This window comes from Streptomyces sp. NPDC102360, assembly GCF_044766085.1.
In the GTDB taxonomy this organism is placed as follows: domain Bacteria; phylum Actinomycetota; class Actinomycetes; order Streptomycetales; family Streptomycetaceae; genus Streptomyces.
In genome coordinates, this window is sequence record NZ_JBIWLG010000015.1 from 157,505 (window position 1) to 175,992 (window position 18,488).

The following is an 18,488-nucleotide window of genomic DNA, read 5'->3' on the forward strand; positions in this document are numbered from 1 at the left end:
GGGGGGGGGGGGGGGGCCCGCCGTGCTTTGTGGGCCGCGGGGGGGGCGCGGCCCCCCGCGGCTCCCGGGCCGAACCCCGGGGCTCCGCCCCGGACCCCGCTGCTCAATCGCCGCAGGGGCTTGAAAGGCCTGCTCAATCGCCGCAGGGGCTTGAAAGGCTCAATCGCCGCAGGGGCTTGATGGGCTCACTCGCCGCCGAAGCTAGGCGCGGAGTTCAAGGGTGCAGCACTTGACCGATCCGCCCCCCTTCAGCAACTCACCCAGATCCATCCCCACCGGCACAAACCCCCGCTCCCGAAGCACCCCGAACAACCCCACCGCCCCCTGCGGCAGCAAAACGTTCCGGCCGTCCGACACCGCGTTCAGGCCGAAGGCCACCGCATCCGCCTCGGAGGCGATCAGCGCGTCGGGGAACATCCGCCGCAGCACCGCCCGGCTCCCGGGCGAGAACGCCGCCGGGTAGTACATGACCTCATCCGTCGCGTCGTCGAGGACGGCCAGCGCCGTATCCAGGTGGTAGAAGCGGGGGTCGACCAGGTCGAGGCCGATCACCGGCCGGCCGAAGCACTCCTGCGCCTCCCCGTGCGACAGCGGCGAGGCCCGGAAGCCGCGCCCCGCGAGCACGTAGGAGGCGGTGACGGCGAAGTCGCCCTCGCCCTCGTTGACGTGCACGGGCTCGTGGACGTCGGCGTAGCCGTGCGACCGGAACCACTCCAGGTGCGCGGCGGCCTCCGGCTCCCGCTCCCGGTGCGCGAACCGGGCGCCGAGCACCCGGCCGTTCACCACGGTCGCGCCGTTCGCCGCGAACACCATGTCCGGAAGGCCCGGGCGCGGGTCGAGGACCTCGACGGTGTGGCCGAGCCCGCGGTAGCGGCCTTGCAGGTCCTCCCACTGGGCGACCGCGAGCGGGACGTCGACGGGTTTCGTCGGGTCCATCCACGGGTTGATCGAGTACGTGACCTTGAAGTGTGCCGGTGGGCACATGAGATAGCGCCGGGGTGTGGCGCGACGTTCGACAAGGCGCGGATTACGCAATGAGGGCTCCTCACGACCGCAGGACCGGGTGGAAGCCCATGGTGCGGCCGGAGGCCCCCTCGGGGCTGTGAACCGAACGGGTGGTTCACGACTGGCCCCTTGACCGACCCCGCGAACGTTACGAGACGGACCGTCTCGGCTTGCGCGCTGCTACATTCGAATCATGTCAGCCACGAAGAGCCAGTCGGCGAAGAAGGCCGTCCCCGACGCCACCCGCCGCAGCGAACGCTCCCGCCGCGCGATCTACGACGCCGCCCTCGGCCTCGTAGGAGAGATCGGCTACCCGCGCACCACCATCGAGGGCATCGCCGCCCGCGCCGGTGTCGGCAAGCAGACGATCTACCGGTGGTGGGGTTCGAAGGCCGAGGTCCTGATGGAGGCCTTCATCGACCTCAACGAACGCAACACGGAGGTCGCCGCCGAGCGGCACCCCGGCTACCCGGGCGACCCGGCCGTCCTGCCCGACTCCGGCGACATCGAGGCCGACTTCAAGCTGCTGCTGCACGCCACCGTCGACGTGCTCAAGGACCCCGTGTTCGAGGCCCCGGCCCGTGCGCTCGCCGCAGAGGGGCTGGCCGACCGGGCGTTCTCCGAGGAGTTCGTCGCCCGGCTGCTCATGCCGGGCCTCGACCTGTACGCCGACCGGCTGCGGGCCGCGCAGGAGGCCGGCCAGGTCCGCGCCGAGGTCGACCCGCTGATCGCCCGCGACCTGTTCTCCGGACCGCTCGCCCAGCGCTGGCTCCAGAACACCGGACCACTCGACCACGCGTACGCGGACAGGATCGTCGAGTACGCCCTCTACGGGATCGGCGGCCGCCGCCCATAGAAAACCGACCCCCCGCGCGCCCTCGAATACCCCGGATGTGGACTGTGGCCACCCGAGGCGCAGGATGGTGCGACACTTTTGGTCCAAGGTTCATCCGGACTCGGCACGACAGCAGTGGCTCGACGGCGATGGTGAGGGGATTGATGGGCGCGGAGCAGGGTCGCCGATTCGGCGGGCGGAGCGGTACGGCGGGGCGTGCGACGGGCGGCCTGATCTCGCGGTGGCTGAGGGCCGGGCGCGGCCCGAAGGACACCGCGGCCGCCGACGCGGCCCGCGAGGACCTGCTCTTCGCCGCTGCCGCCGCCGGACTGCCGCTGGCCCCGGCCGCGTACCCCTCCGACTACCGATGTTCGTGCAACCGCGTCGGCTGTCCGACCCCCGGCAGGCACCCCGTCTCCTTCGCCTGGCAGACCCAGTCCACGACGGACCGCGCGCAGATCGAGCGCTGGGCGAGACATCAGCCGCTGGCCAACTTCATCACCGCGACGGGCATGGTCCACGACGTCCTCGACGTTCCGCTGGAGGCGGGGCACGAGGCGCTGGAGCGGCTCCTCGCCGCGGGGATCGAGGTCGGGCCCGTCGCCGAATCGGGCGGCGACCGCATGCTCTTCTTCACGGCGACCCGTGGGACGCCGGACGAGGAGGACGAGTGGTGGCCCTGCGAGCTGGACTGCCATCCCGAGACCATGGACGAGCACCCCGGGCTGCGGTGGCACTGCCGTGGGTCGTACGTTCTGGTGCCGCCGGCGCGGTTGCCCGGTGAGCGTGAGGTGTTCTGGGTGCGGGGTCCTGAGTATCCGTTGCCCGATCCGCTGACGATGCTGGAGTCGCTGACGGACGCGTGTGCGCGGTACGCGGGCGCGGAACCGGAACCGGACTTCACTCCGGCGTGGCCCTGATAAGCCCCTGCGGCGATTGAGCAGCGGGGTCCGGGGCAGAGCCCCGAGACCGCAACGCCGGGTGACCGTCAGCTGCCCTCGGCGGTCGTGATCCCCTCCACCCGCGACACCACGTGCACCGCCCCCGACGCCCCCGGCGGGTCGATCGCCGCCTGCCCCGACACGTACCCGTACATCGCCGACTGCTTGGGCTCGCCCTTCATCAGCGCCTTCACGTCCGGGCCGATCGCGGGCAGGTTGCTGCCGGGGAACGCGGTCAGCTTCTCGTAGCGGCGGGTCGTGAAGAAGACGAGGGCTCCGCCGTTCGCGGTGCGCAGGGCCACGGGCGCGTAGTTCCCCGAGGTGAGGGACTCGTCGATGAACTGCGTGGTGAGGCCGGGACGCGTGCCGATCTTGTCGCGGGTCTGGCGCCAGCGCGTCGTGTGCGGGCCGGGGGCGAAGTCGTCCCCGCCCTTCTTGAGGTAGTGGATGTACTGCTTGCCCATGTCCTTCGGACGCTGCGCGAGACCCGACGCGTCCGGGGAGACGGACTCGCCCAGACCGTCCTTGTCCGTCTTGAACTTGGGGACCGTGCCGTCGCGGAACAGCGACAGGTACGAGACCGCCCACGGCGCGTTCTCGGCGCTCCGGGTGAACACCATCACCCAGCGGTAGCCGTCGACCCGGTTGTTGTCCGAGTTCGTCACGAACCAGCGCGGCCAGCCGGCCTTCTTCGGCACCGTGATCTTCGTGTCGCTGAGCTCAAGCGGCGCGTGCTTCGGGTTGCCGTTCGGGTTGAGCGCGCGGCCCGCCTTCAGCTTCGCCGCGTCGATCGCGCCGAGCGCCCCGGTGACGTACTTCGCGTCGGCGTCGGCGTCGTACGTCTTGTCCGCCTCGTTGTACGCGTCCACGAACGTGTCGACGGCGCTCGCCGCCTTCGCCTTCGTGGTCGTCGGGACGATCTCCAGCTCGCCGTGCACGGTCACACACCCGCTCGCGGTGAGGGACAGCACGACCGCGGCCGCGACCGCTGCGACCGGTCGGCCGATCCTGTTCCTGGCCTCGCTCATGACGTTCGATTCACCTTCCGCTCCCCGGCCCCATGCACGGGCCCGAACCCTACCGGGAAGAGGAGGCCCGCACTGCCGCGACCCTGCGGGAAAACAGCCCGGGAGGCGCGAAGAACAGGGCGAGAGTGGGGACAAGGTAGACGAACCAGACGGTGACCTGAAGGACCGTCGGGTCGGGCTGGAAGTTGAAGACGCCCTTCAGGAGCGTGCCGAGCCAGCCGTCCGGGGAGATCGTGGAACTGACGTCGAAGGCCAGGTTGTTGAGGCCGCCGATGAAGTCGGCCTCCTGGAGGTCGTGGACGCCGTACGCGAGGACACCCGCCGCCACGACGACGAGCATGCCGCCGGTCCACGTGAAGAACTTCGCCAGGTTGATGCGGAGCGCGCCCCGGTAGAACAGCCAGCCGAGGACCACCGCGGTGGCGAGCCCGAGCAGCGCGCCGATCACCGGGTCCGTCGTGCCGTTGCTGGTGGCGTGCACCGCCGTCCACACGAACAGGGAGGTCTCCAGGCCCTCACGGCCCACCGCGAGGAACGCGGTCACGACGAGGGCGACCGTGCCCATCCGCAGGGCGCTGTCCAGCTTGGCGCCCAGCTCCGTCTTCAAGTGCCGTGCCGTGCGCCGCATCCAGAACACCATCCACGTCACCAGGCCCACGGCGATGATCGACAGCGAACCGCCGAGCGCCTCCTGCGCCTGGAACGTCAGCTCCTGCGAGCCGAACTCCAGGCCCGCGCCGAACGCGAGCGACACGAGGACGGCGGCCCCGATCCCCGCCCACACCGGCTTCAGGGCGTCCCTGCGCTCCGTCTTCACCAGGTACGCGACGAGGATGCAGACGATCAGGCTGGCTTCCAGGCCCTCGCGCAGCCCGATCAGGTAGTTCGCGAACATCGCTTCTCAGCCTTCCTTCTGCTCGAAGAGGCCGCGGCCCCACCAGTCACTGCCGTCCCGCACCCCCGGCGGCACCGCGAACACCGCCGAACCGACGTGCTGGATGTACTCGTTGAGCGCGTCGGTCGCGAGGCTGCGCTGCACCGGGATGAACCCCTTGCGGACGTCCTTCTGGTACGCGAGGAAGAACAGCCCCGCGTCGAGCCGGCCGAGTCCGTCCGTGCCGTCGGTGAACGAGTAGCCGCGGCGCAGCAGCGTCGCCCCGTGGTTGGAGTCGGGGTGCGCGAGCCGCACGTGCGCGTCCGGCTTCATCGCCTTCAGGAACGGCTCGTCGCGCTCCTTCGCCTTGCCGACGGGCGCGCCCTCGCCCTTGTCCCGGCCGAACACGTCCTCCTGCTCCTGCAGCGACGTACGGTCCCAGGTCTCGACGTTCATCCGGATCCGGCGGGCGACCAGGTACGAGCCGCCCTTCATCCAGTCGGCACCGTCGCCCGGGGAGTCCACCCACACGTGCTTGGCGAGGCGGTCCTTCTCGGTGCCCGCGATGTTGCGGGTGCCGTCCTTGAAGCCCAGCAGGTTACGCGGCGTCTGTGCGTCCGGCGTCGTCGACGAGGTCTTGCCGAAGCCGAGCTGCGACCAGCGGATGGCGACCTTGCCCATGCCGATCCGGGCGAGATTGCGGATGGCGTGCACGGCGACCTGCGGGTCGTCGGCGCAGGCCTGTACGCACAGATCGCCGCCGCTGCGGGTCTTCTCCAGGTTCTCGCCGGGGAACCTGGGCAGGTCGACGAGCGCGTCCGGGCGCTTGTCCGCGATGCCGAGGGCCTTGCCGTGCTTCTCGAAGAGGGAGGGCCCGAAGCCGATCGTCAGCGTGAGCCGGGACGGCTGCAGTCCAAGGGCTTCGCCCGTGTCGTCCGGCGGCGCCTCGGCGAGCCCGCCGTACGCGCCCTCGCCGACGGCGCGCCCCTCGGTCATCCGCGCGGCGGCCTTTGTCCAGTCCTTCAGGAGCTGCACGAACTCCTCGCGGTCGGCCGTCTTCACGTCGAACGCAGCGAAGTGCAGCCGGTCCTGCACGGCCGTGGCGATCCCGGCCTGGTGCGCGCCGTGGAACGGCACCGCGCCGCCCGCGTCACCGGCGGGCTGCATGTCCGAGTCCTCCTCGGACCGGGTCAGGGCGACGGCGCCGCCTGCGGCCGCGGCGCCGAGCGCGAGTCCGGCGCCGCCGACGGTGAGCAGGGAACGCCGGGAAGGGGAAGGGGAGTTGGAGGTCTCGTCGTCCGTCATGGCGACCCTCTCCTCATGGTGCGTGTGCACGTGTACGGCTGAACGGTCATACGGCCAACGGCCACTGGTCGACGGCTACTTGACGACCGCGGCGGCCAGCTGCGACAGCGGCTCCGCCAGCGCGTTGACCGCGTCGGACAGCTCCTTCTGGTCCGCCTTGGAGACCTTGTCGTAGGAGGTGAACTCGTAGCCCCGCTTGCCCTCGCGGTACTGGTCGAGCAGCTTGTCAAGGGCGGCGAACTGCTTGTCCAGCTCCTTGGTCAGCGCGGCGTCGTTCTTCGACGCGACCGGCTTGAGCAGCTCGTACGCCTTCTCGGCGCCCTCGACGTTGGCCTTGAAGTCGACGAGGTCGGTGTGCGAGTAGCGCTCCTCCTCGCCGGTGACCTTGCCGGTGGCGACCTCGTCGAGCAGCTCCTTGGCGCCGTTGGCCATGGAGGTGGGGGTGATCTCCGCCTTGCCGACGCGCTGCTGCCAGTCGTCGAGATCCTTGTCGAGCCGATCGGCGAGCGCCTTCTCGCCCGTCCCGATCTTCTTGTCCTTCCACAGCGCCTTCTCCAGGCGGTGCCAGCCGGTCCACTTCTGGCCCTCTTCGAGGCCGTCGAACCGCACGTCGACCTTCGGGTCGATGTCACCGAAGGACTCGGCGACCGGCTCGGTGCGCTCCCAGCCGATACGGGAGGGGGCGTACGCCTTCTTGGCGGCCGCCAGGTCGCCGTCGCGGACGGCGTCGGTGAACGTCTTCACCTTCGGCAGCGTCTCGTCGGCCTGCGTCTGCGTGTACTGGCGGTAGGCGGCGACGGCGTCGTCGAGCTTCGGGTCGCGCTTCGCCGTGGCCTTCCCGCCGGTCACCTGTACGTCCTGGCGGTGGCCCTTGCCCTTCATGCCGGGGATGCAGGCGATGCGGTAGTCGCCGCTCTTCACCTCGGCGGTGAGGCTGTGCCTGGTGCCGGGGCCGATGTTCTCGCGCTCGGAGACGATCCGGTCGTCCGGGAAGAGGATCTCGACCTCGGTGACCCGGGACCCCTTGTTCTCGACCGCCAACTCCACGTGCCCCGCGGGGAACTCCTTCTTCGACACCGTGCAGCTGTCGTCGTCGGCGGTCACCTTGACCGCACCGGAACCGGCGCTCTTGGCGTCGCTCTTCTGCGTGCAGCCCGTGACGACGGTCAGGGCGGCCACCGCGGCGACGGCAGTGGAAACGGTGAGTCGGGCGGCTCGCATGCGGGCTCCAAGCAGGGGTAACTAAGGCGGACCTAACTTATATGAGGCTTACCTCAGTACAGCCCATGGCCAAGTCAGGGAAGGGTCAAGCGCTGGTCAAGCATCGAGTGTCGCGTGGTTGACTGCGGCCCATGAACGAGTACGGCATCGAGTACGACGTGGTGCGCGTCTTCTGCGCCCCCGGCGGCCGGGAGGGCAACGCGCTGGGCGTCGTCCGTGACGGCCACCGCCTCCCCGACCGGGACCAACGGCAGGTCTTCGCCACCGAACTCGGCTTCAGCGAGACCGTCTTCGTCGACGACCCCGAGCGCGGCGTCATCGACATCTACACGCCGACCGCGCGCCTGCCGTTCGCCGGGCACCCCTGCGTCGGCACGGCCTGGCTGCTCGACGTGCCGGAACTCGTCGTACCCGCGGGCGTCGTCGCGGCGCGCCAGGACGGCGAGTTCAGCTGGGTCGAGGCGCGGGCGGAGTGGGTGTCCGGTCGTACGTTGCGGCAGTACGGATCCGTCGCGGAGGTGGGCGCGCTGCCGGTTCCTCCGGAGGGGGAGTGGATCTACGCGTGGGCCTGGGAGGACGAGGCGGCGGGGCGGGTCCGGACCCGCGGTTTCCCCGGGCGGGGTGACGGCATCGTGGAGGACGAGGCGACGGGGGCGGCGGCGCTGGCCCTCACCGCCCACCTCGACCGCGCCCTCAACATCCGCCAGGGCCGCGGCTCCCAAATCCTCACGGCCCCCTTGCCGGGAGGTTCGGTGGAGGTGGGCGGCCGGGTCCGCTTGGAACGCTGACCCCGGGGCTCCGCCCCGGACCCCGCCGGCGATTGAGGCGATCTTTCCAGCCCCGCCGGCGATTGAGGCGCGGGGTCCGGGGCGGAGCCCCGTGACCGTAACGCCGGTGCCGCGCAACGATCACGCGGCCGACCGAAACTCCTCGCCCAGCCCACGAAACACCCCGGTATTCAAGGCGAACGCCGCCTTGCACTCGGCCACCACCCGCTGCTTCTCCAGCTCATCCACCGCGATCCCATCGAGCAACTCGCGGTAGCGCCGCTTGAACGCCGCAGGGTTGGAGACCCCCTCGAACACGTAGAACCGCACACCGTCCCCCTTGCGCGCGAACCCCCACGCCTTCTCCGCCTTGTCGCGGATGATCTGCCCACCCGAGAGGTCGCCGAGGTAGCGGGTGTAGTGGTGCGCCACATACCCACCGGGCCACGAGGCGGCGCACTCCGCGACCCGCTCCGCGTACGCCCGCGTCTGCGGCAGCGCGGACACCGTCTCCCGCCAGCCCGGACCCCGCAGATGCGCGAGGTCACGCTCCAGTTCGGGTACGCGCTCCAGCTCCGGCCGGAGGAACGGCCCGGCCACCGGGTCACCGGCAAGGTGCCGCGCGCCGTCCTCAAGTGCCCGGTAAACGAACCACAGTTGCTCCGTGTGCCGCGCGTACGCGTCCACGCCGAGCCGCCCGCCGAGCAGATCACCCATGAACGTCGACGTCTCCGCCTCCGTGTGCTGCTCATGCGAAGCGGTGCGGATCAGGGTGGAGAACGGGGTGTCCATGGGGCCTCCGCCGTAGAGTGCGTAGAGTATTAATTAGGTTAGGCTTACCTAAAATTACAGCCTTCCCGACACGCTGTCGGTAAAAACCTACCCGGTTCTCCGATCAAGGGAACGTAAACAGCAGAGCCCGCCCCACAATGGGGCGGGCTCGATGCGCGGGAGCGGCGTCGCCTACGGCAGCGTGAGGATCTCCGTGACGACGAGTGTGTGCTCGAACTGGGCGGTCCGCTTGCGGTCCTTCGTGACGACCGTCCAGCCGTCCTCCCACATGTCGTACTCGTACGTGCCGAGCGTCAGCATCGGCTCGATCGTGAACGTCATGCCGGTCTTGATCACGGTCGTGGCCTGCGGGGAGTCGTAATGCGGGATGATCAGGCCGCTGTGGAACGACGAGTTGATGCCGTGCCCGGTGAAGTCGCGCACGACGCCGTACCCGAACCTCTTCGCGTACGACTCGATGACCCGGCCGATGATGTTGATCTGGCGCCCCGGCTTCACGGCCTTGATGGCGCGGTCGAGCGACTCGCGGGTCCGCTCGACGAGCAGCCTCGACTCCTCGTCGACATCGCCCACCAGGTACGTGGCGTTGTTGTCGCCGTGCACGCCGCCGATGTACGCGGTCACGTCGAGATTGACGATGTCGCCGTCCTTGAGGACGGTCGAGTCCGGGATGCCGTGGCAGATGACCTCGTTGACACTCGTGCACAGCGACTTCTGGAAGCCGCGGTAGCCGAGCGTGGAAGGGTACGCGCCGTGGTCGCACATGTACTCGTGCGCGATCCGGTCCAGCTCGTCCGTGGTGACGCCGGGGGCGATCGCCTTCGCCGCCTCCGCCATGGCCCGCGCCGCGATCCGGCCGGCGATCCGCATCGCCTCGATGGTCTCCGGGGTCTGCACCTCGGAGCCCGTGTACGGGGTCGGCGCGGGCTTGCCGACGTACTCGGGGCGCCGGATGTTCCCGGGCACGGAGCGGACGGGGGAGATCTCCCCCGGAACGAGCAGGGTGGGCGAAGCTTGCGACTGGCCAGACATGCCAGCGAGTGTAACGAGCGCGGGTGGGGGAGCATGGCGGGGACGAGAGGAGCCGCCGTGGCGCTGTTCAAGAAGCGAACCGTCGGAAAGCCGGGCGAGTGGTACTACTGCCTGGAGCACAAGAAGGTCGAAGAAGGGCCCGAGTGCCCCAACAAGGACCGCTTCGGCCCCTACGCCTCCCGCGAGGAGGCCCAGCACGCGATGGACACCGCGAAGGAACGCAACCTGGAGTGGGACAACGATCCCAAGTGGAACAAGGACAGCCCCGCCGGCGATTGAGCAGTTCAAGCCCCGCACTTGTGACGAGAGCCCGCGGGGTCCGGGGCAGAGCCCCGCGCGGGTGACCCGCACGTCACCACCGCGCGGGCGGCGGCGCCGTCAAATGATCGGCCAGCCGGGACAGCCGGTCCCGGAACCCCCGCCGCCCCCGCGGAGCCCCCACCGCGTTCTCCCCCGCCGCCGCACTGACCAAATGCTGCACCGTGTCGATATCGAGGTCCGTGTCGACGGGAACGCTCAGCCCGTCATGCGCCATGGCCCCGAGCTCACCCCCGCCGGAGGCCTCCGAATCGAGCGCCAGAATCGTCGCCCCCGCGCGGCGCGCATCGTGCACCCGCTCCAGCAGCGGCGCCCCCGGCGAGGTCGGCGTGACCACGAGGAGCGTCTCGCCGCGCCGCGCCGCTTCCAGCCGGCCGAGGCCGACGGCCAGGTGCGCGGGATCGTCCGGACACGCCGCGTGCCGTACGAGGGTGGGGGCCAGCTCGGGCACACCGGACCAGGCCGCCTCGTCGACCAGATGGGCCGCCAGATGCCAGGGCTCGTACGTCGGCGTGCCCACAAGAAGGAGCCCGCCGCCGTGCGCGGCGACCGAGGAGCGCAGCGCCCCGGCGAAGCGACGCGTGGCGGACGGCCACTCGGTTCCGGCGAGTACCTCGCGCAGCAGTGCTACTCGTACGGCATCCATGGGGTCGCATGGTGCCTCAAGTGGCCCGCGCGTTCGCCGCGTTCGAGGGAAGTCCGCCCGTACGGGACCCGTACCCCTTGAGTAGGGTCGCCGCATGACCTCTACCGAAAGCAGCCCGAGCGGCCAGAAGGCCCCGGCCAAGGACCCCTGGGACCTGCCCGATGTCTCCGGACTCGTCGTCGGTGTCCTCGGCGGGACGGGACCGCAGGGCAAGGGCCTCGCCTACCGCTTCGCCCGTGCGGGCCAGAAGGTGATCCTCGGCTCCCGCGCCGCCGAGCGCGCGCGGGCGGCGGCCGATGAACTCGGCCTGGGCATCGAGGGCGCCGACAACGCCGAGTGCGCCCGCCGCAGCGACATCGTGATCGTCGCCGTGCCGTGGGACGGCCACGGGGCCACCCTCGAAGCCCTGCGCGAGGACCTCGCGGGCAAGCTCGTCGTCGACTGCGTCAACCCGCTCGGCTTCGACAAGAAGGGCGCGTACGCCCTGAAGCCGGAGGAGGGGAGTGCGGCGGAGCAGGCCGCGGCGCTGCTTCCGGACTCGCGGGTCACGGCCGCCTTCCACCACCTGTCGGCCGTCCTGCTCATCGACCCGGAGGTCGACGAGATCGACACCGACGTCATGGTCCTCGGCGAGGAGCGCGCCGACGTGGAGCTCGTCCAGGCGCTCGCCGGGCGCGTCGCGGGCATGCGCGGCATCTTCTCGGGCCGGCTCCGCAACGCCCACCAGGTCGAGTCCCTGGTCGCGAACCTCATCTCGGTGAACCGCCGCTACAAGGCGCACGCGGGACTGCGCGTAACCGACGTATAGGCCCGTACGGGGTGCCTTCCGGCGCTCACGGGGCATGGGGGACACTGGTCGGCGTACTACCCGCCGCGCCGCCGTCTGGAGCCGACCCCCATGCCCCGCATCGCACTGTTCTCCCTGGTCGTCTGCGCCCTGGCCGTCGTGGCGGCCGTGGTCTCCTTCGTTGAGGGCAGCTTCCTCGGGATCGTGTGGGTGCTGATCGCGGGCGTCACGTCGAACATGTCGTGGTTCTACCTGCGCAGGGCGAAGGCCGAGAAGCAGGCCGCGCAGGCCGAGGCCGCGCCCACGGCCTGAACGCCGCCCGCTGCGTGAACGTCGCCCGCTGCGTGAACCCCGTCTACTGAGTGGACGTCGGAATCTCCGGGGTGCCCTGCCAGAACTGGTAGAACGCGCGACCCCAGTACGTGTCCCACTCGTGCACGCCGAGCGCGCCGAGCACCCAGTCGACCGCGTCGAAGAACCACTGGTTGATCTCCGGGATCCACAGCACGGCGAACACGGCGAGCAGACCGAACGGCGCGAACGGCTCCACCTGCCGCCGGATCTTGTGCGACAGCCACGGCTCGATCACCCCGTACCCGTCAAGGCCCGGTACGGGAAGGAAGTTCAGGATCGCCGCGGTCACCTGGAGCAGCGCGAGAAACCCGAGCGCGTAACGGAAGGTGTCCGGCACCCCGTCCAGCGCGTCCAGCCAGAACGGCGCCGTGCACACGATCGCGAACAGCACGTTCGTCAGCGGCCCCGCCGCCGAGATCAGGCTGTGCCGCCAGCGTCCACGGATCCGGCCCCGCTCGATGAAGACGGCGCCGCCGGGCAGGCCGATCCCGCCCATGATCACGAAGATGACGGGGAGCACGATGCTGAGCAGGGCGTGCGTGTACTTCAGCGGGTTCAGGGTCAGATAGCCCTTCGCGCCGATCGAGATGTCACCACTGTGCAGGGCCGTGCGCGCGTGCGCGTACTCGTGCAGACAGAGCGAGACGACCCAGGCGCCCGTCACGAACAGGAACACCGCGAAGCCCGGCTTGGACGCGAAGTCCGTCCACACCGCCCAGCCGGCCACCGCCGTGATCGCGGCGATACCGAGGAAGACGGGGCTGATCCTGTTGTCGCCGCGACGTGCGGTGGCGGTGGTCATGGGGTGGGACTCCCGGGGCTGACTGGTCGGCTGGCTCACCGAACGTACTCGCTCTATGCGGGAAACGTGTCGCGGTACTGCGGGAGTTCCGGACAAGGTAGGGGCATGACGAGGTCCAGGCAGGTACCCGGCGCGGTGGCCGGACGGCAGCGGGGAGAATAGGCCCGTGCGCTACCGCATCCTCGGCACCACGCAAGCACTCCGCGACGACGGCACGGCCGTCCCGGTCGGCGGGGCGCGGCTGCGTGCGCTGCTCACGGTGCTCGCCCTGCGGGCAGGGCGAGCGGTACCCGTCGCGTTCCTGGTCGATGAGGTGTGGGGCGAGGAGCCGCCCGCGGATGCGGCGGGAGCGTTGCAGGCGCTGGTCGGGCGGCTGCGCAGGGCGCTGGGGGCCGGGGCGATCACCTCGTCCGAGGGTGGCTATCGGCTCGCCGCCGCCGCGGACGACGTCGATCTGTTCCGCTTCGAGCGGCTGACCGGGGACGGGGTGCGGGCCTTCGCGGACGGTGACCCGGCCAAGGCGCTCGACCTTCTCGACGACGCGCTCGCGCTGTGGCGGGGGCCTGCGCTCGCCGATCTTCCGGACCGGTCGACCGAGGTCACGCGTTGGGACGCCCGGCACCTCGACGCCCGGCGCACCCGGCTCGCCGCGTACCTGGCCCTTGGCCGGGTGGACGAGGTGCTGCCGGAGTTGGCCTCGCTCTGTGACGCGTATCCGTTGGACGAGCCGTTGCAGGTGTTGCGGCTGCGGGCGTTGCGCTCCGCGGGGCGGGCGGCGGAGGCGTTGGTGGCGTACGAGGTGGTGCGGCGGGGGTTGGCGGATACGTTGGGGGCGGATCCCGGGCCGGAACTCCGCGCGCTGCACGGGGAGTTGCTGACCCCGACCGCCCCTACGCCACGGGGCTCCGCCCCGGACCCCGCGCCTCAATCGCCGGCGGGGCTTGAAAAGCCTGCTCAATCGCCGCGGGGGCTTGATAGTGCCGCCGCCTTGGGCAGTCTGCCGCCTGGGGCGGCAGGGTGGGCAAGGCGGCCCCCGGTGCCGCGTGGGGATGCGGCGGCTCCCGCCCCGGGCAACCTCCGGGCCAGGCTCACCTCGTTCGTGGGCCGGGCCGACGACCTCGACGCCATCCGCGCCGACCTGGGCCGCGTGCGGCTGGTCACGCTTCTCGGGCCGGGCGGCGCGGGCAAGACGCGGCTTTCGCAGGAGGCCGCCGAGGGGCTCGGGGCCGTCCCGGACGGGGTGTGGCTCGCGGAGTTGGCGCCGGTCAGTGATCCGGCCGCCGTGCCGGAGGCCGTCGTCAGTGCGCTCGGGGCCCGCGAGACCGTGCTGCGCGGCGCCGGCGCCGAAGAGCTTCGCGTCGCCGGCGAGCGGCAGGGCGACGACCCCCTCGTACGGCTCGTGGAGCACTGCGAGGACCGCCGGCTTCTGCTGATCCTCGACAACTGCGAGCACGTCATCGACGCCGCCGCCGCCCTCGCCGAGGACCTTCTCGCCCACTGCCCCGGCGTCACGATCCTGGCGACGAGCCGTGAACCCCTCGGCGTACCGGGCGAGTCGCTGTACCCGGTGGAACCGCTCCCGGAGCCGTACGCGCTGCGGCTGTTCGGGGAGCGCGGCGGAGCCGTTCGTCCCGGGTTCGCCCCGGAGCAGGACCCGGAGGCCGTGGGCGAGATCTGCCGCCGCCTCGACGGGCTCCCGCTCGCCATCGAACTCGCCGCCGCGCGGCTGCGGATGCTCACGCCCCGCCAGATCGCCGACCGCCTCGACGACCGCTTTCGTCTCCTCACCTCCGGCGCCCGCACCGCCCTGCCCCGCCAGCAGACGCTCCGCGCGGTCGTCGACTGGTCGTGGGACCTGCTCGACGCGCCGGAGCGCGCCACCCTCGCCCGCCTCTCCGTGTTCAGCGGCGGCTGCGACCTGTCCGCCGCCGAGGCGGTCTGCGGCCCGGACGCGCTGGACGCCCTGGCCTCCCTCGTCGACAAGTCGCTCGTGGTCGCCGCCCCGGAGGACGACGAGCACGGCGGCGGCATGCGCTACCGGCTCCTCGAAACCGTCTCCGAGTACGCCGGCGATCGCCTCGACGAGTCCGGGGAGCGCGCCGCCGCCGAGCGCGCCCACCTCACGTACTACCGCGAACTCGCCCGCACCACCGACCCGTTGCTCCGCGGCAGCGGCCAGCGCGCGGCCATCGCCCGGATCGAGCGGGACTACGAGAATCTCCGGACCGCTCTGCGGCACGCGGTCACCGCCCGCGACGAGCAGGAGGCGTTCTGCCTCGTGCTGTCCCTGGCCTGGTTCTGGCAGATGCGGGACCTGCGCGTCGACGCCCGTACGTGGACGGGGGAGGCCGCGGCGCTCGGCCCCGACCCGTTCGCCGGGCCCGGCAGCCCCGCCCCGCCGCTCTTCGAGCGCTGCACCGACATCCCGCCCCCGCTGACCGGCGAGCTCTTCGAAGAGGCGCGCCGCCAGGTCCACATGTGCCGGCTCGGCTACATGGACATGGAGATGGACCACTGGCAGACGGAGGAGGGCCAGGCCCGGCTGCGCGCCGTCATCGAGACCTACCGCGCCGACCTCCCGCAGGCCTGCCGCCCGCCCGGCAACATCTGGTACTTCGCCGTCCTGATGACCGGCGAGATGGACCGGCTGCAGGAGCTCGCCGCCGTGTCCGCGCGGACCTGCCGCGAGCTCGGCTACGACTGGGAGCTGGCGCTCGTCCTCCAGATGCGGGCCAACGTGTTCGCCAACCGCAGCGAGTGGGCCGAGGAGGGGCTCGTGTACGCCGACGAGTCGCTGGACCTGTTCACCCGGCTCGGCGACGAGTGGGGGACGGCCGAGGCGCTGTCCGCGCGCGGCGAGGCGCGCGAGAAGCTCGGCGACTTCGAGGGCGCCGCCGACGACTACACGCGCGCCCGTGAGGTCGCGCAGAGCATGGGCGCCCACTCCCAGGCCGCGATCCTCCAGGTCAGGCTCGGCCAGACGCGGATCGAGCAGGGGCACACCGAGGAGGGTGAGGCACTGCTGTGGGAGTCGCTCGAGGACGGGCGCCGGCACACCAACGAATCCCGGCCCGCCGCCCGCCTCTTCCTCGTCTCTCATCTCGCGTTCACCGGCCGCACCGTCGAGGCCCGTAAGCAACTCGCTCTGCTGCGCAGTGAGTTCAGGGTCGCGCAGATCGGGTTCTTCCACGGCATGACCATCGGCATGGAGGCGATGATCGACGCCGTCGACGGGCGCGCCGAGGATGCCGTCATGAACGTGCGGCGCTGCCTCGACATCGCGCGGGACCCGCTGTCCGTGCTCGTGATGCCGCAACTGGTGGGGCTGCATCTGTGCACTGCGGCCCGGGCCCTCGCCCTGCGGGGCGGCGAAGGCGACGCGGTAACCGCCGCGCGGCTCATGGGGGCGTCCGACGCGGCGATGCCCGAGGGCCACAAGCCGGCCCTCCTCGAACGCAATTGGCGCGTGGAGGCCGCGGCGGCGATCCGCGCGCTGCTCGACGAGGCGACGTACGACCGGGCACACGCAGAAGGCGGTGACCTCTCCTTGGAGGAGGCCACCGCCCTGCTGGACGACTGACGACCGACGCGAATCGACCCGGTCGCCCGGACCCGTTCCGCGTCGGGTCAGCTCTTCGTGGTGAACTTACGGATCGCGATCGGGGCCATGACGGCCGTGATCACTGCCGTCCACCCCAGGGTCACCCACAGGTCGTGGGTGACCGGGCCGCCGACCATCATGGCGCGGCAGGCGTCCGCGAGGGACGAGATCGGGTTCCAGTCGGTGAAGGCCTGCAGCCAGCCCGGCATCGAATCGGTCGGCGCGAAGATCGACGAGCCGAACTGAAGCGGCATCATCACCAGGAAGCCCATGGCCTGCACGGCCTGCGCGCTCTTCATGGTCACGCCGAGCGTCAGGAAGATCCACATGAGGGCGGAGCCGAACAGCGCGGTCAGACCGATGGCGCCGAGCAGGCCGGCCCAGCTGGTGATGTCGAAGCCGACGAGCAGCGCGACGATCATCAGGACCGTGGTGGCGACGAGGAGCCGCAGCATCTCGACGACCACCTTGGCCATGAGCACTGAACCGCGGCCGATGGGCAGGGACCGGAAGCGGTCCATGATGCCCTTCTGGAAGTCCTCGTTGAAGCCGGTGCCGACGCCCTGCGCGATGTTCATGCTCATCATCGCGACCATGCCGGGGATCACGTACTGCACGTACGCGTCCTGGCCGCCGCCCATCGCGGAGCCGATGGAGCCGCCGAAGACGAACACGAACAGGAGCGTGAAGATGATCGGCATCAGGATCGCGTCGAACATCGACTCCGGGTCGTTGCGGATCCACAGCAGGTTGCGGCGGATCAGCGCGCCCGTGTGCCGCAGATGGCCACTCAGGCCGATCTTGGGGTCGGCCTCGACGGTGATCGTGGGGGCGGCCGGGGGAGCAAGGGTGGTGGCACTCATACGGCGGCCTCCTCGAGTTCGGGCCTGGCGTTCTGCGGGGCGGAGGCCTTGTGGCCGGTGATGGACAGGAACACCTCGTCCAGGCTGGGCAGTTCGGTGGTGATGGAGCCGATCGTGATGCCCCGCGCGGTGACCGCGCCCACCACGGCGGTGAGTTGCTCGTCACTGAGTACGGGGACCAGGACGGACCCGGACCGGGTGTCCACGGTGGTGGTGGCGAGGCCCGTGAGCCCCATGTCGTCTATCGCGTGCGCCAGCGGGCGCAGCTCCAGCTCGTCGGCCGGGCGGATCCGCAGGGTGCGGCCGCCGACCGTCGCCTTGAGCTCCTCGATGCCGCCACGCGCGATGACCTTGCCGTGGTCGACGACCGTGAGCTCGGAGGCCAGCTGCTCGGCCTCCTCCATGTACTGGGTGGTGAGCAGTACGGTCACGCCGTCCTTCACCATGCTCTGCACCTCGTCCCACACCTCGTTACGGGTACGGGGGTCGAGCCCGGTCGTCGGCTCGTCCAGGTACAGGACGTGCGGGCGGCCGATCATCGACGCCGCGAGGTCGAGGCGGCGGCGCATACCGCCGGAGTACGTCTTCGCGGGGCGGCCGGCCGCGTCGGTCAGCGAGAACCGCTCCAGGAGGGCGTCGGCACGGGCCTTCGCGTCCTTCCTGGACAGGTCGAGCAGACGCCCGATCATGTACAGGTTCTCGCGGCCTGAGATCTTCTCGTCGACCGAGGCGTACTGGCCGGTGAGGCCGATCACGCGGCGCAGCTGGCGGGGCTGGCGCACGGCGTCGTAGCCCGCGACGATCGCCGTCCCGGAGTCAGGGGTGATGAGGGTGGAGAGGCAGCGGACGAGGGTGGTCTTGCCGGCGCCGTTCGGCCCGAGGACACCCATCACGGTGCCCTCGTGCACGTCCAGGTCCACGCCGTCCAGGGCCTTGGTCTCGCCGTAGTGCTTGACCAGTCCCCTCACGGATACGGCGACCGGTCGGTCGCCCACGGAGTTCTTGTCGATTCGCGTCATGCCCTCAAGGTGTCAGCCGCCACCGACAATCCGCCGACAGCCGACCGACACCGGCCGGCCGTCCGCCGATATATCGCCGACAGATCTGCCGCACCGTGACTGTCTCCCCCACCCCGCCCCTTCCCGAAAGTCCTGCCGGACGGGCCTGCTCAATCGCCGCAGGGGCTTGAAATATCAAGCCCCTGCGGCGATTGAGCAGATGCAGCCCCGCCGGCGTTTGAGGCGCGGGGTCCGGGGCGGAGCCCCGATCTTTTGAGCCCCGGGGCGCACCCCACCCACCCGTGAACCCGCGGAGCGC

General features: G+C 70.9%; 18 protein-coding genes. 7 read left to right on the forward strand and 11 right to left on the reverse strand.

Annotation, left to right across the window (positions count from 1 at the left end; all coding sequences use genetic code 11):
• Window positions 1–201: 201 nt before the first annotated feature.
• The gene (gene ddaH / locus ACIRHA_RS38410) at window positions 202–1,035 is read right to left on the reverse strand and encodes a dimethylargininase (protein ID WP_403855620.1); all 834 of its coding nucleotides are present in this window, start codon (window positions 1,033–1,035) and stop codon (window positions 202–204) included.
• A gap of 163 nt (window positions 1,036–1,198) precedes the next feature.
• Between ddaH and ACIRHA_RS38415 the strand changes: the two genes are divergently transcribed.
• Both ACIRHA_RS38415 and ACIRHA_RS38420 read left to right on the forward strand, forming a co-directional pair.
• On the forward strand, window positions 1,199–1,861 hold the full coding sequence (locus tag ACIRHA_RS38415; protein WP_403855622.1) for a TetR/AcrR family transcriptional regulator: 663 nt from the start codon (window positions 1,199–1,201) through the stop codon (window positions 1,859–1,861).
• 143 nt (window positions 1,862–2,004) lie between these two features.
• On the forward strand, window positions 2,005–2,760 hold the full coding sequence (locus ACIRHA_RS38420) for a bifunctional DNA primase/polymerase (RefSeq protein ID WP_403855624.1): 756 nt from the start codon (window positions 2,005–2,007) through the stop codon (window positions 2,758–2,760).
• A 68-nt stretch (window positions 2,761–2,828) separates the two neighbouring features.
• Here the strand turns inward: ACIRHA_RS38420 and ACIRHA_RS38425 are convergent, their stop codons facing one another.
• The 4 genes from ACIRHA_RS38425 to efeO form a co-directional block, all read right to left on the reverse strand.
• Complete coding sequence (locus tag ACIRHA_RS38425; RefSeq protein ID WP_403855626.1) at window positions 2,829–3,809, reverse strand: hypothetical protein; 981 nt, start codon at window positions 3,807–3,809, stop codon at window positions 2,829–2,831.
• A 49-nt stretch (window positions 3,810–3,858) separates the two neighbouring features.
• Window positions 3,859–4,704, reverse strand: a complete 846-nt coding sequence (gene efeU, locus ACIRHA_RS38430) for an iron uptake transporter permease EfeU (RefSeq protein WP_403855627.1) — start codon at window positions 4,702–4,704, stop codon at window positions 3,859–3,861.
• Window positions 4,705–4,710: 6 nt separating this feature from the next.
• Complete coding sequence (efeB, locus tag ACIRHA_RS38435) at window positions 4,711–5,988, reverse strand: iron uptake transporter deferrochelatase/peroxidase subunit (protein ID WP_403855629.1); 1,278 nt, start codon at window positions 5,986–5,988, stop codon at window positions 4,711–4,713.
• 75 nt (window positions 5,989–6,063) lie between these two features.
• Window positions 6,064–7,209 carry an iron uptake system protein EfeO gene (efeO, locus tag ACIRHA_RS38440; RefSeq protein ID WP_403855631.1) on the reverse strand — a complete coding sequence of 382 codons (1,146 nt, stop codon included), beginning with the start codon at window positions 7,207–7,209 and terminating at the stop codon, window positions 6,064–6,066.
• A gap of 131 nt (window positions 7,210–7,340) precedes the next feature.
• On the opposite strand from efeO, the gene ACIRHA_RS38445 reads away from it, so the two are divergent.
• Window positions 7,341–7,997 carry a PhzF family phenazine biosynthesis protein gene (locus tag ACIRHA_RS38445; RefSeq protein ID WP_403855633.1) on the forward strand — a complete coding sequence of 219 codons (657 nt, stop codon included), beginning with the start codon at window positions 7,341–7,343 and terminating at the stop codon, window positions 7,995–7,997.
• Window positions 7,998–8,117: 120 nt separating this feature from the next.
• On the opposite strand, the gene ACIRHA_RS38450 is transcribed toward ACIRHA_RS38445, so the two are convergent.
• On the reverse strand, window positions 8,118–8,768 hold the full coding sequence (locus ACIRHA_RS38450) for a heme oxygenase (biliverdin-producing) (RefSeq protein WP_403855635.1): 651 nt from the start codon (window positions 8,766–8,768) through the stop codon (window positions 8,118–8,120).
• Window positions 8,769–8,939: 171 nt separating this feature from the next.
• Window positions 8,940–9,800, reverse strand: coding sequence for a type I methionyl aminopeptidase (map, locus tag ACIRHA_RS38455; protein WP_403855637.1), 861 nt, complete (start codon window positions 9,798–9,800; stop codon window positions 8,940–8,942).
• Between the two features lie 57 nt (window positions 9,801–9,857).
• Between map and ACIRHA_RS38460 the strand changes: the two genes are divergently transcribed.
• Window positions 9,858–10,079 carry a hypothetical protein gene (locus ACIRHA_RS38460; RefSeq protein WP_403855671.1) on the forward strand — a complete coding sequence of 74 codons (222 nt, stop codon included), beginning with the start codon at window positions 9,858–9,860 and terminating at the stop codon, window positions 10,077–10,079.
• A 73-nt stretch (window positions 10,080–10,152) separates the two neighbouring features.
• On the opposite strand, the gene ACIRHA_RS38465 is transcribed toward ACIRHA_RS38460, so the two are convergent.
• A complete protein-coding gene (locus tag ACIRHA_RS38465) occupies window positions 10,153–10,764 on the reverse strand; it encodes a hypothetical protein (protein ID WP_403855639.1) in 612 nt (203 codons plus the stop codon).
• A 94-nt stretch (window positions 10,765–10,858) separates the two neighbouring features.
• On the opposite strand from ACIRHA_RS38465, the gene npdG reads away from it, so the two are divergent.
• Window positions 10,859–11,572 (forward strand): NADPH-dependent F420 reductase, encoded by a 714-nt coding sequence (gene npdG, locus ACIRHA_RS38470; RefSeq protein WP_403855641.1) that lies wholly within the window; start codon window positions 10,859–10,861, stop codon window positions 11,570–11,572.
• Window positions 11,573–11,662: 90 nt separating this feature from the next.
• Window positions 11,663–11,863, forward strand: a complete 201-nt coding sequence (locus ACIRHA_RS38475) for a hypothetical protein (protein ID WP_403855643.1) — start codon at window positions 11,663–11,665, stop codon at window positions 11,861–11,863.
• 43 nt (window positions 11,864–11,906) lie between these two features.
• On the opposite strand, the gene ACIRHA_RS38480 is transcribed toward ACIRHA_RS38475, so the two are convergent.
• Window positions 11,907–12,707, reverse strand: a complete 801-nt coding sequence (locus ACIRHA_RS38480; protein WP_403855645.1) for a site-2 protease family protein — start codon at window positions 12,705–12,707, stop codon at window positions 11,907–11,909.
• A gap of 166 nt (window positions 12,708–12,873) precedes the next feature.
• On the opposite strand from ACIRHA_RS38480, the gene ACIRHA_RS38485 reads away from it, so the two are divergent.
• The gene (locus ACIRHA_RS38485) at window positions 12,874–16,287 is read left to right on the forward strand and encodes an AfsR/SARP family transcriptional regulator (protein WP_403855647.1); all 3,414 of its coding nucleotides are present in this window, start codon (window positions 12,874–12,876) and stop codon (window positions 16,285–16,287) included.
• Between the two features lie 47 nt (window positions 16,288–16,334).
• On the opposite strand, the gene ACIRHA_RS38490 is transcribed toward ACIRHA_RS38485, so the two are convergent.
• Window positions 16,335–17,171, reverse strand: a complete 837-nt coding sequence (locus ACIRHA_RS38490) for an ABC transporter permease (RefSeq protein ID WP_403855649.1) — start codon at window positions 17,169–17,171, stop codon at window positions 16,335–16,337.
• Window positions 17,168–18,190 carry an ATP-binding cassette domain-containing protein gene (locus ACIRHA_RS38495; RefSeq protein ID WP_403855651.1) on the reverse strand — a complete coding sequence of 341 codons (1,023 nt, stop codon included), beginning with the start codon at window positions 18,188–18,190 and terminating at the stop codon, window positions 17,168–17,170. Before ACIRHA_RS38495 ends, ACIRHA_RS38490 begins: the two co-directional genes overlap by 4 nt.
• Window positions 18,191–18,488 lie beyond the last annotated feature (298 nt).

Coding starts and splice junctions, on each gene's coding strand:
- ACIRHA_RS38415 (WP_403855622.1), top strand. CDS start 1,199: ATGTCAGCCACGAAGAGCCAGTCGGCGAAGAAGGCCGTCCCCGACGCC.
- ACIRHA_RS38420 (WP_403855624.1), top strand. CDS start 2,005: ATGGGCGCGGAGCAGGGTCGCCGATTCGGCGGGCGGAGCGGTACGGCG.
- ACIRHA_RS38425 (WP_403855626.1), bottom strand. CDS start 3,809: ATGAGCGAGGCCAGGAACAGGATCGGCCGACCGGTCGCAGCGGTCGCG.
- efeU (WP_403855627.1), bottom strand. CDS start 4,704: ATGTTCGCGAACTACCTGATCGGGCTGCGCGAGGGCCTGGAAGCCAGC.
- efeB (WP_403855629.1), bottom strand. CDS start 5,988: ATGACGGACGACGAGACCTCCAACTCCCCTTCCCCTTCCCGGCGTTCC.
- efeO (WP_403855631.1), bottom strand. CDS start 7,209: ATGCGAGCCGCCCGACTCACCGTTTCCACTGCCGTCGCCGCGGTGGCC.
- ACIRHA_RS38445 (WP_403855633.1), top strand. CDS start 7,341: ATGAACGAGTACGGCATCGAGTACGACGTGGTGCGCGTCTTCTGCGCC.
- ACIRHA_RS38450 (WP_403855635.1), bottom strand. CDS start 8,768: ATGGACACCCCGTTCTCCACCCTGATCCGCACCGCTTCGCATGAGCAG.
- map (WP_403855637.1), bottom strand. CDS start 9,800: ATGTCTGGCCAGTCGCAAGCTTCGCCCACCCTGCTCGTTCCGGGGGAG.
- ACIRHA_RS38465 (WP_403855639.1), bottom strand. CDS start 10,764: ATGGATGCCGTACGAGTAGCACTGCTGCGCGAGGTACTCGCCGGAACC.
- npdG (WP_403855641.1), top strand. CDS start 10,859: ATGACCTCTACCGAAAGCAGCCCGAGCGGCCAGAAGGCCCCGGCCAAG.
- ACIRHA_RS38475 (WP_403855643.1), top strand. CDS start 11,663: ATGCCCCGCATCGCACTGTTCTCCCTGGTCGTCTGCGCCCTGGCCGTC.
- ACIRHA_RS38480 (WP_403855645.1), bottom strand. CDS start 12,707: ATGACCACCGCCACCGCACGTCGCGGCGACAACAGGATCAGCCCCGTC.
- ACIRHA_RS38490 (WP_403855649.1), bottom strand. CDS start 17,171: ATGAGTGCCACCACCCTTGCTCCCCCGGCCGCCCCCACGATCACCGTC.
- ACIRHA_RS38495 (WP_403855651.1), bottom strand. CDS start 18,190: ATGACGCGAATCGACAAGAACTCCGTGGGCGACCGACCGGTCGCCGTA.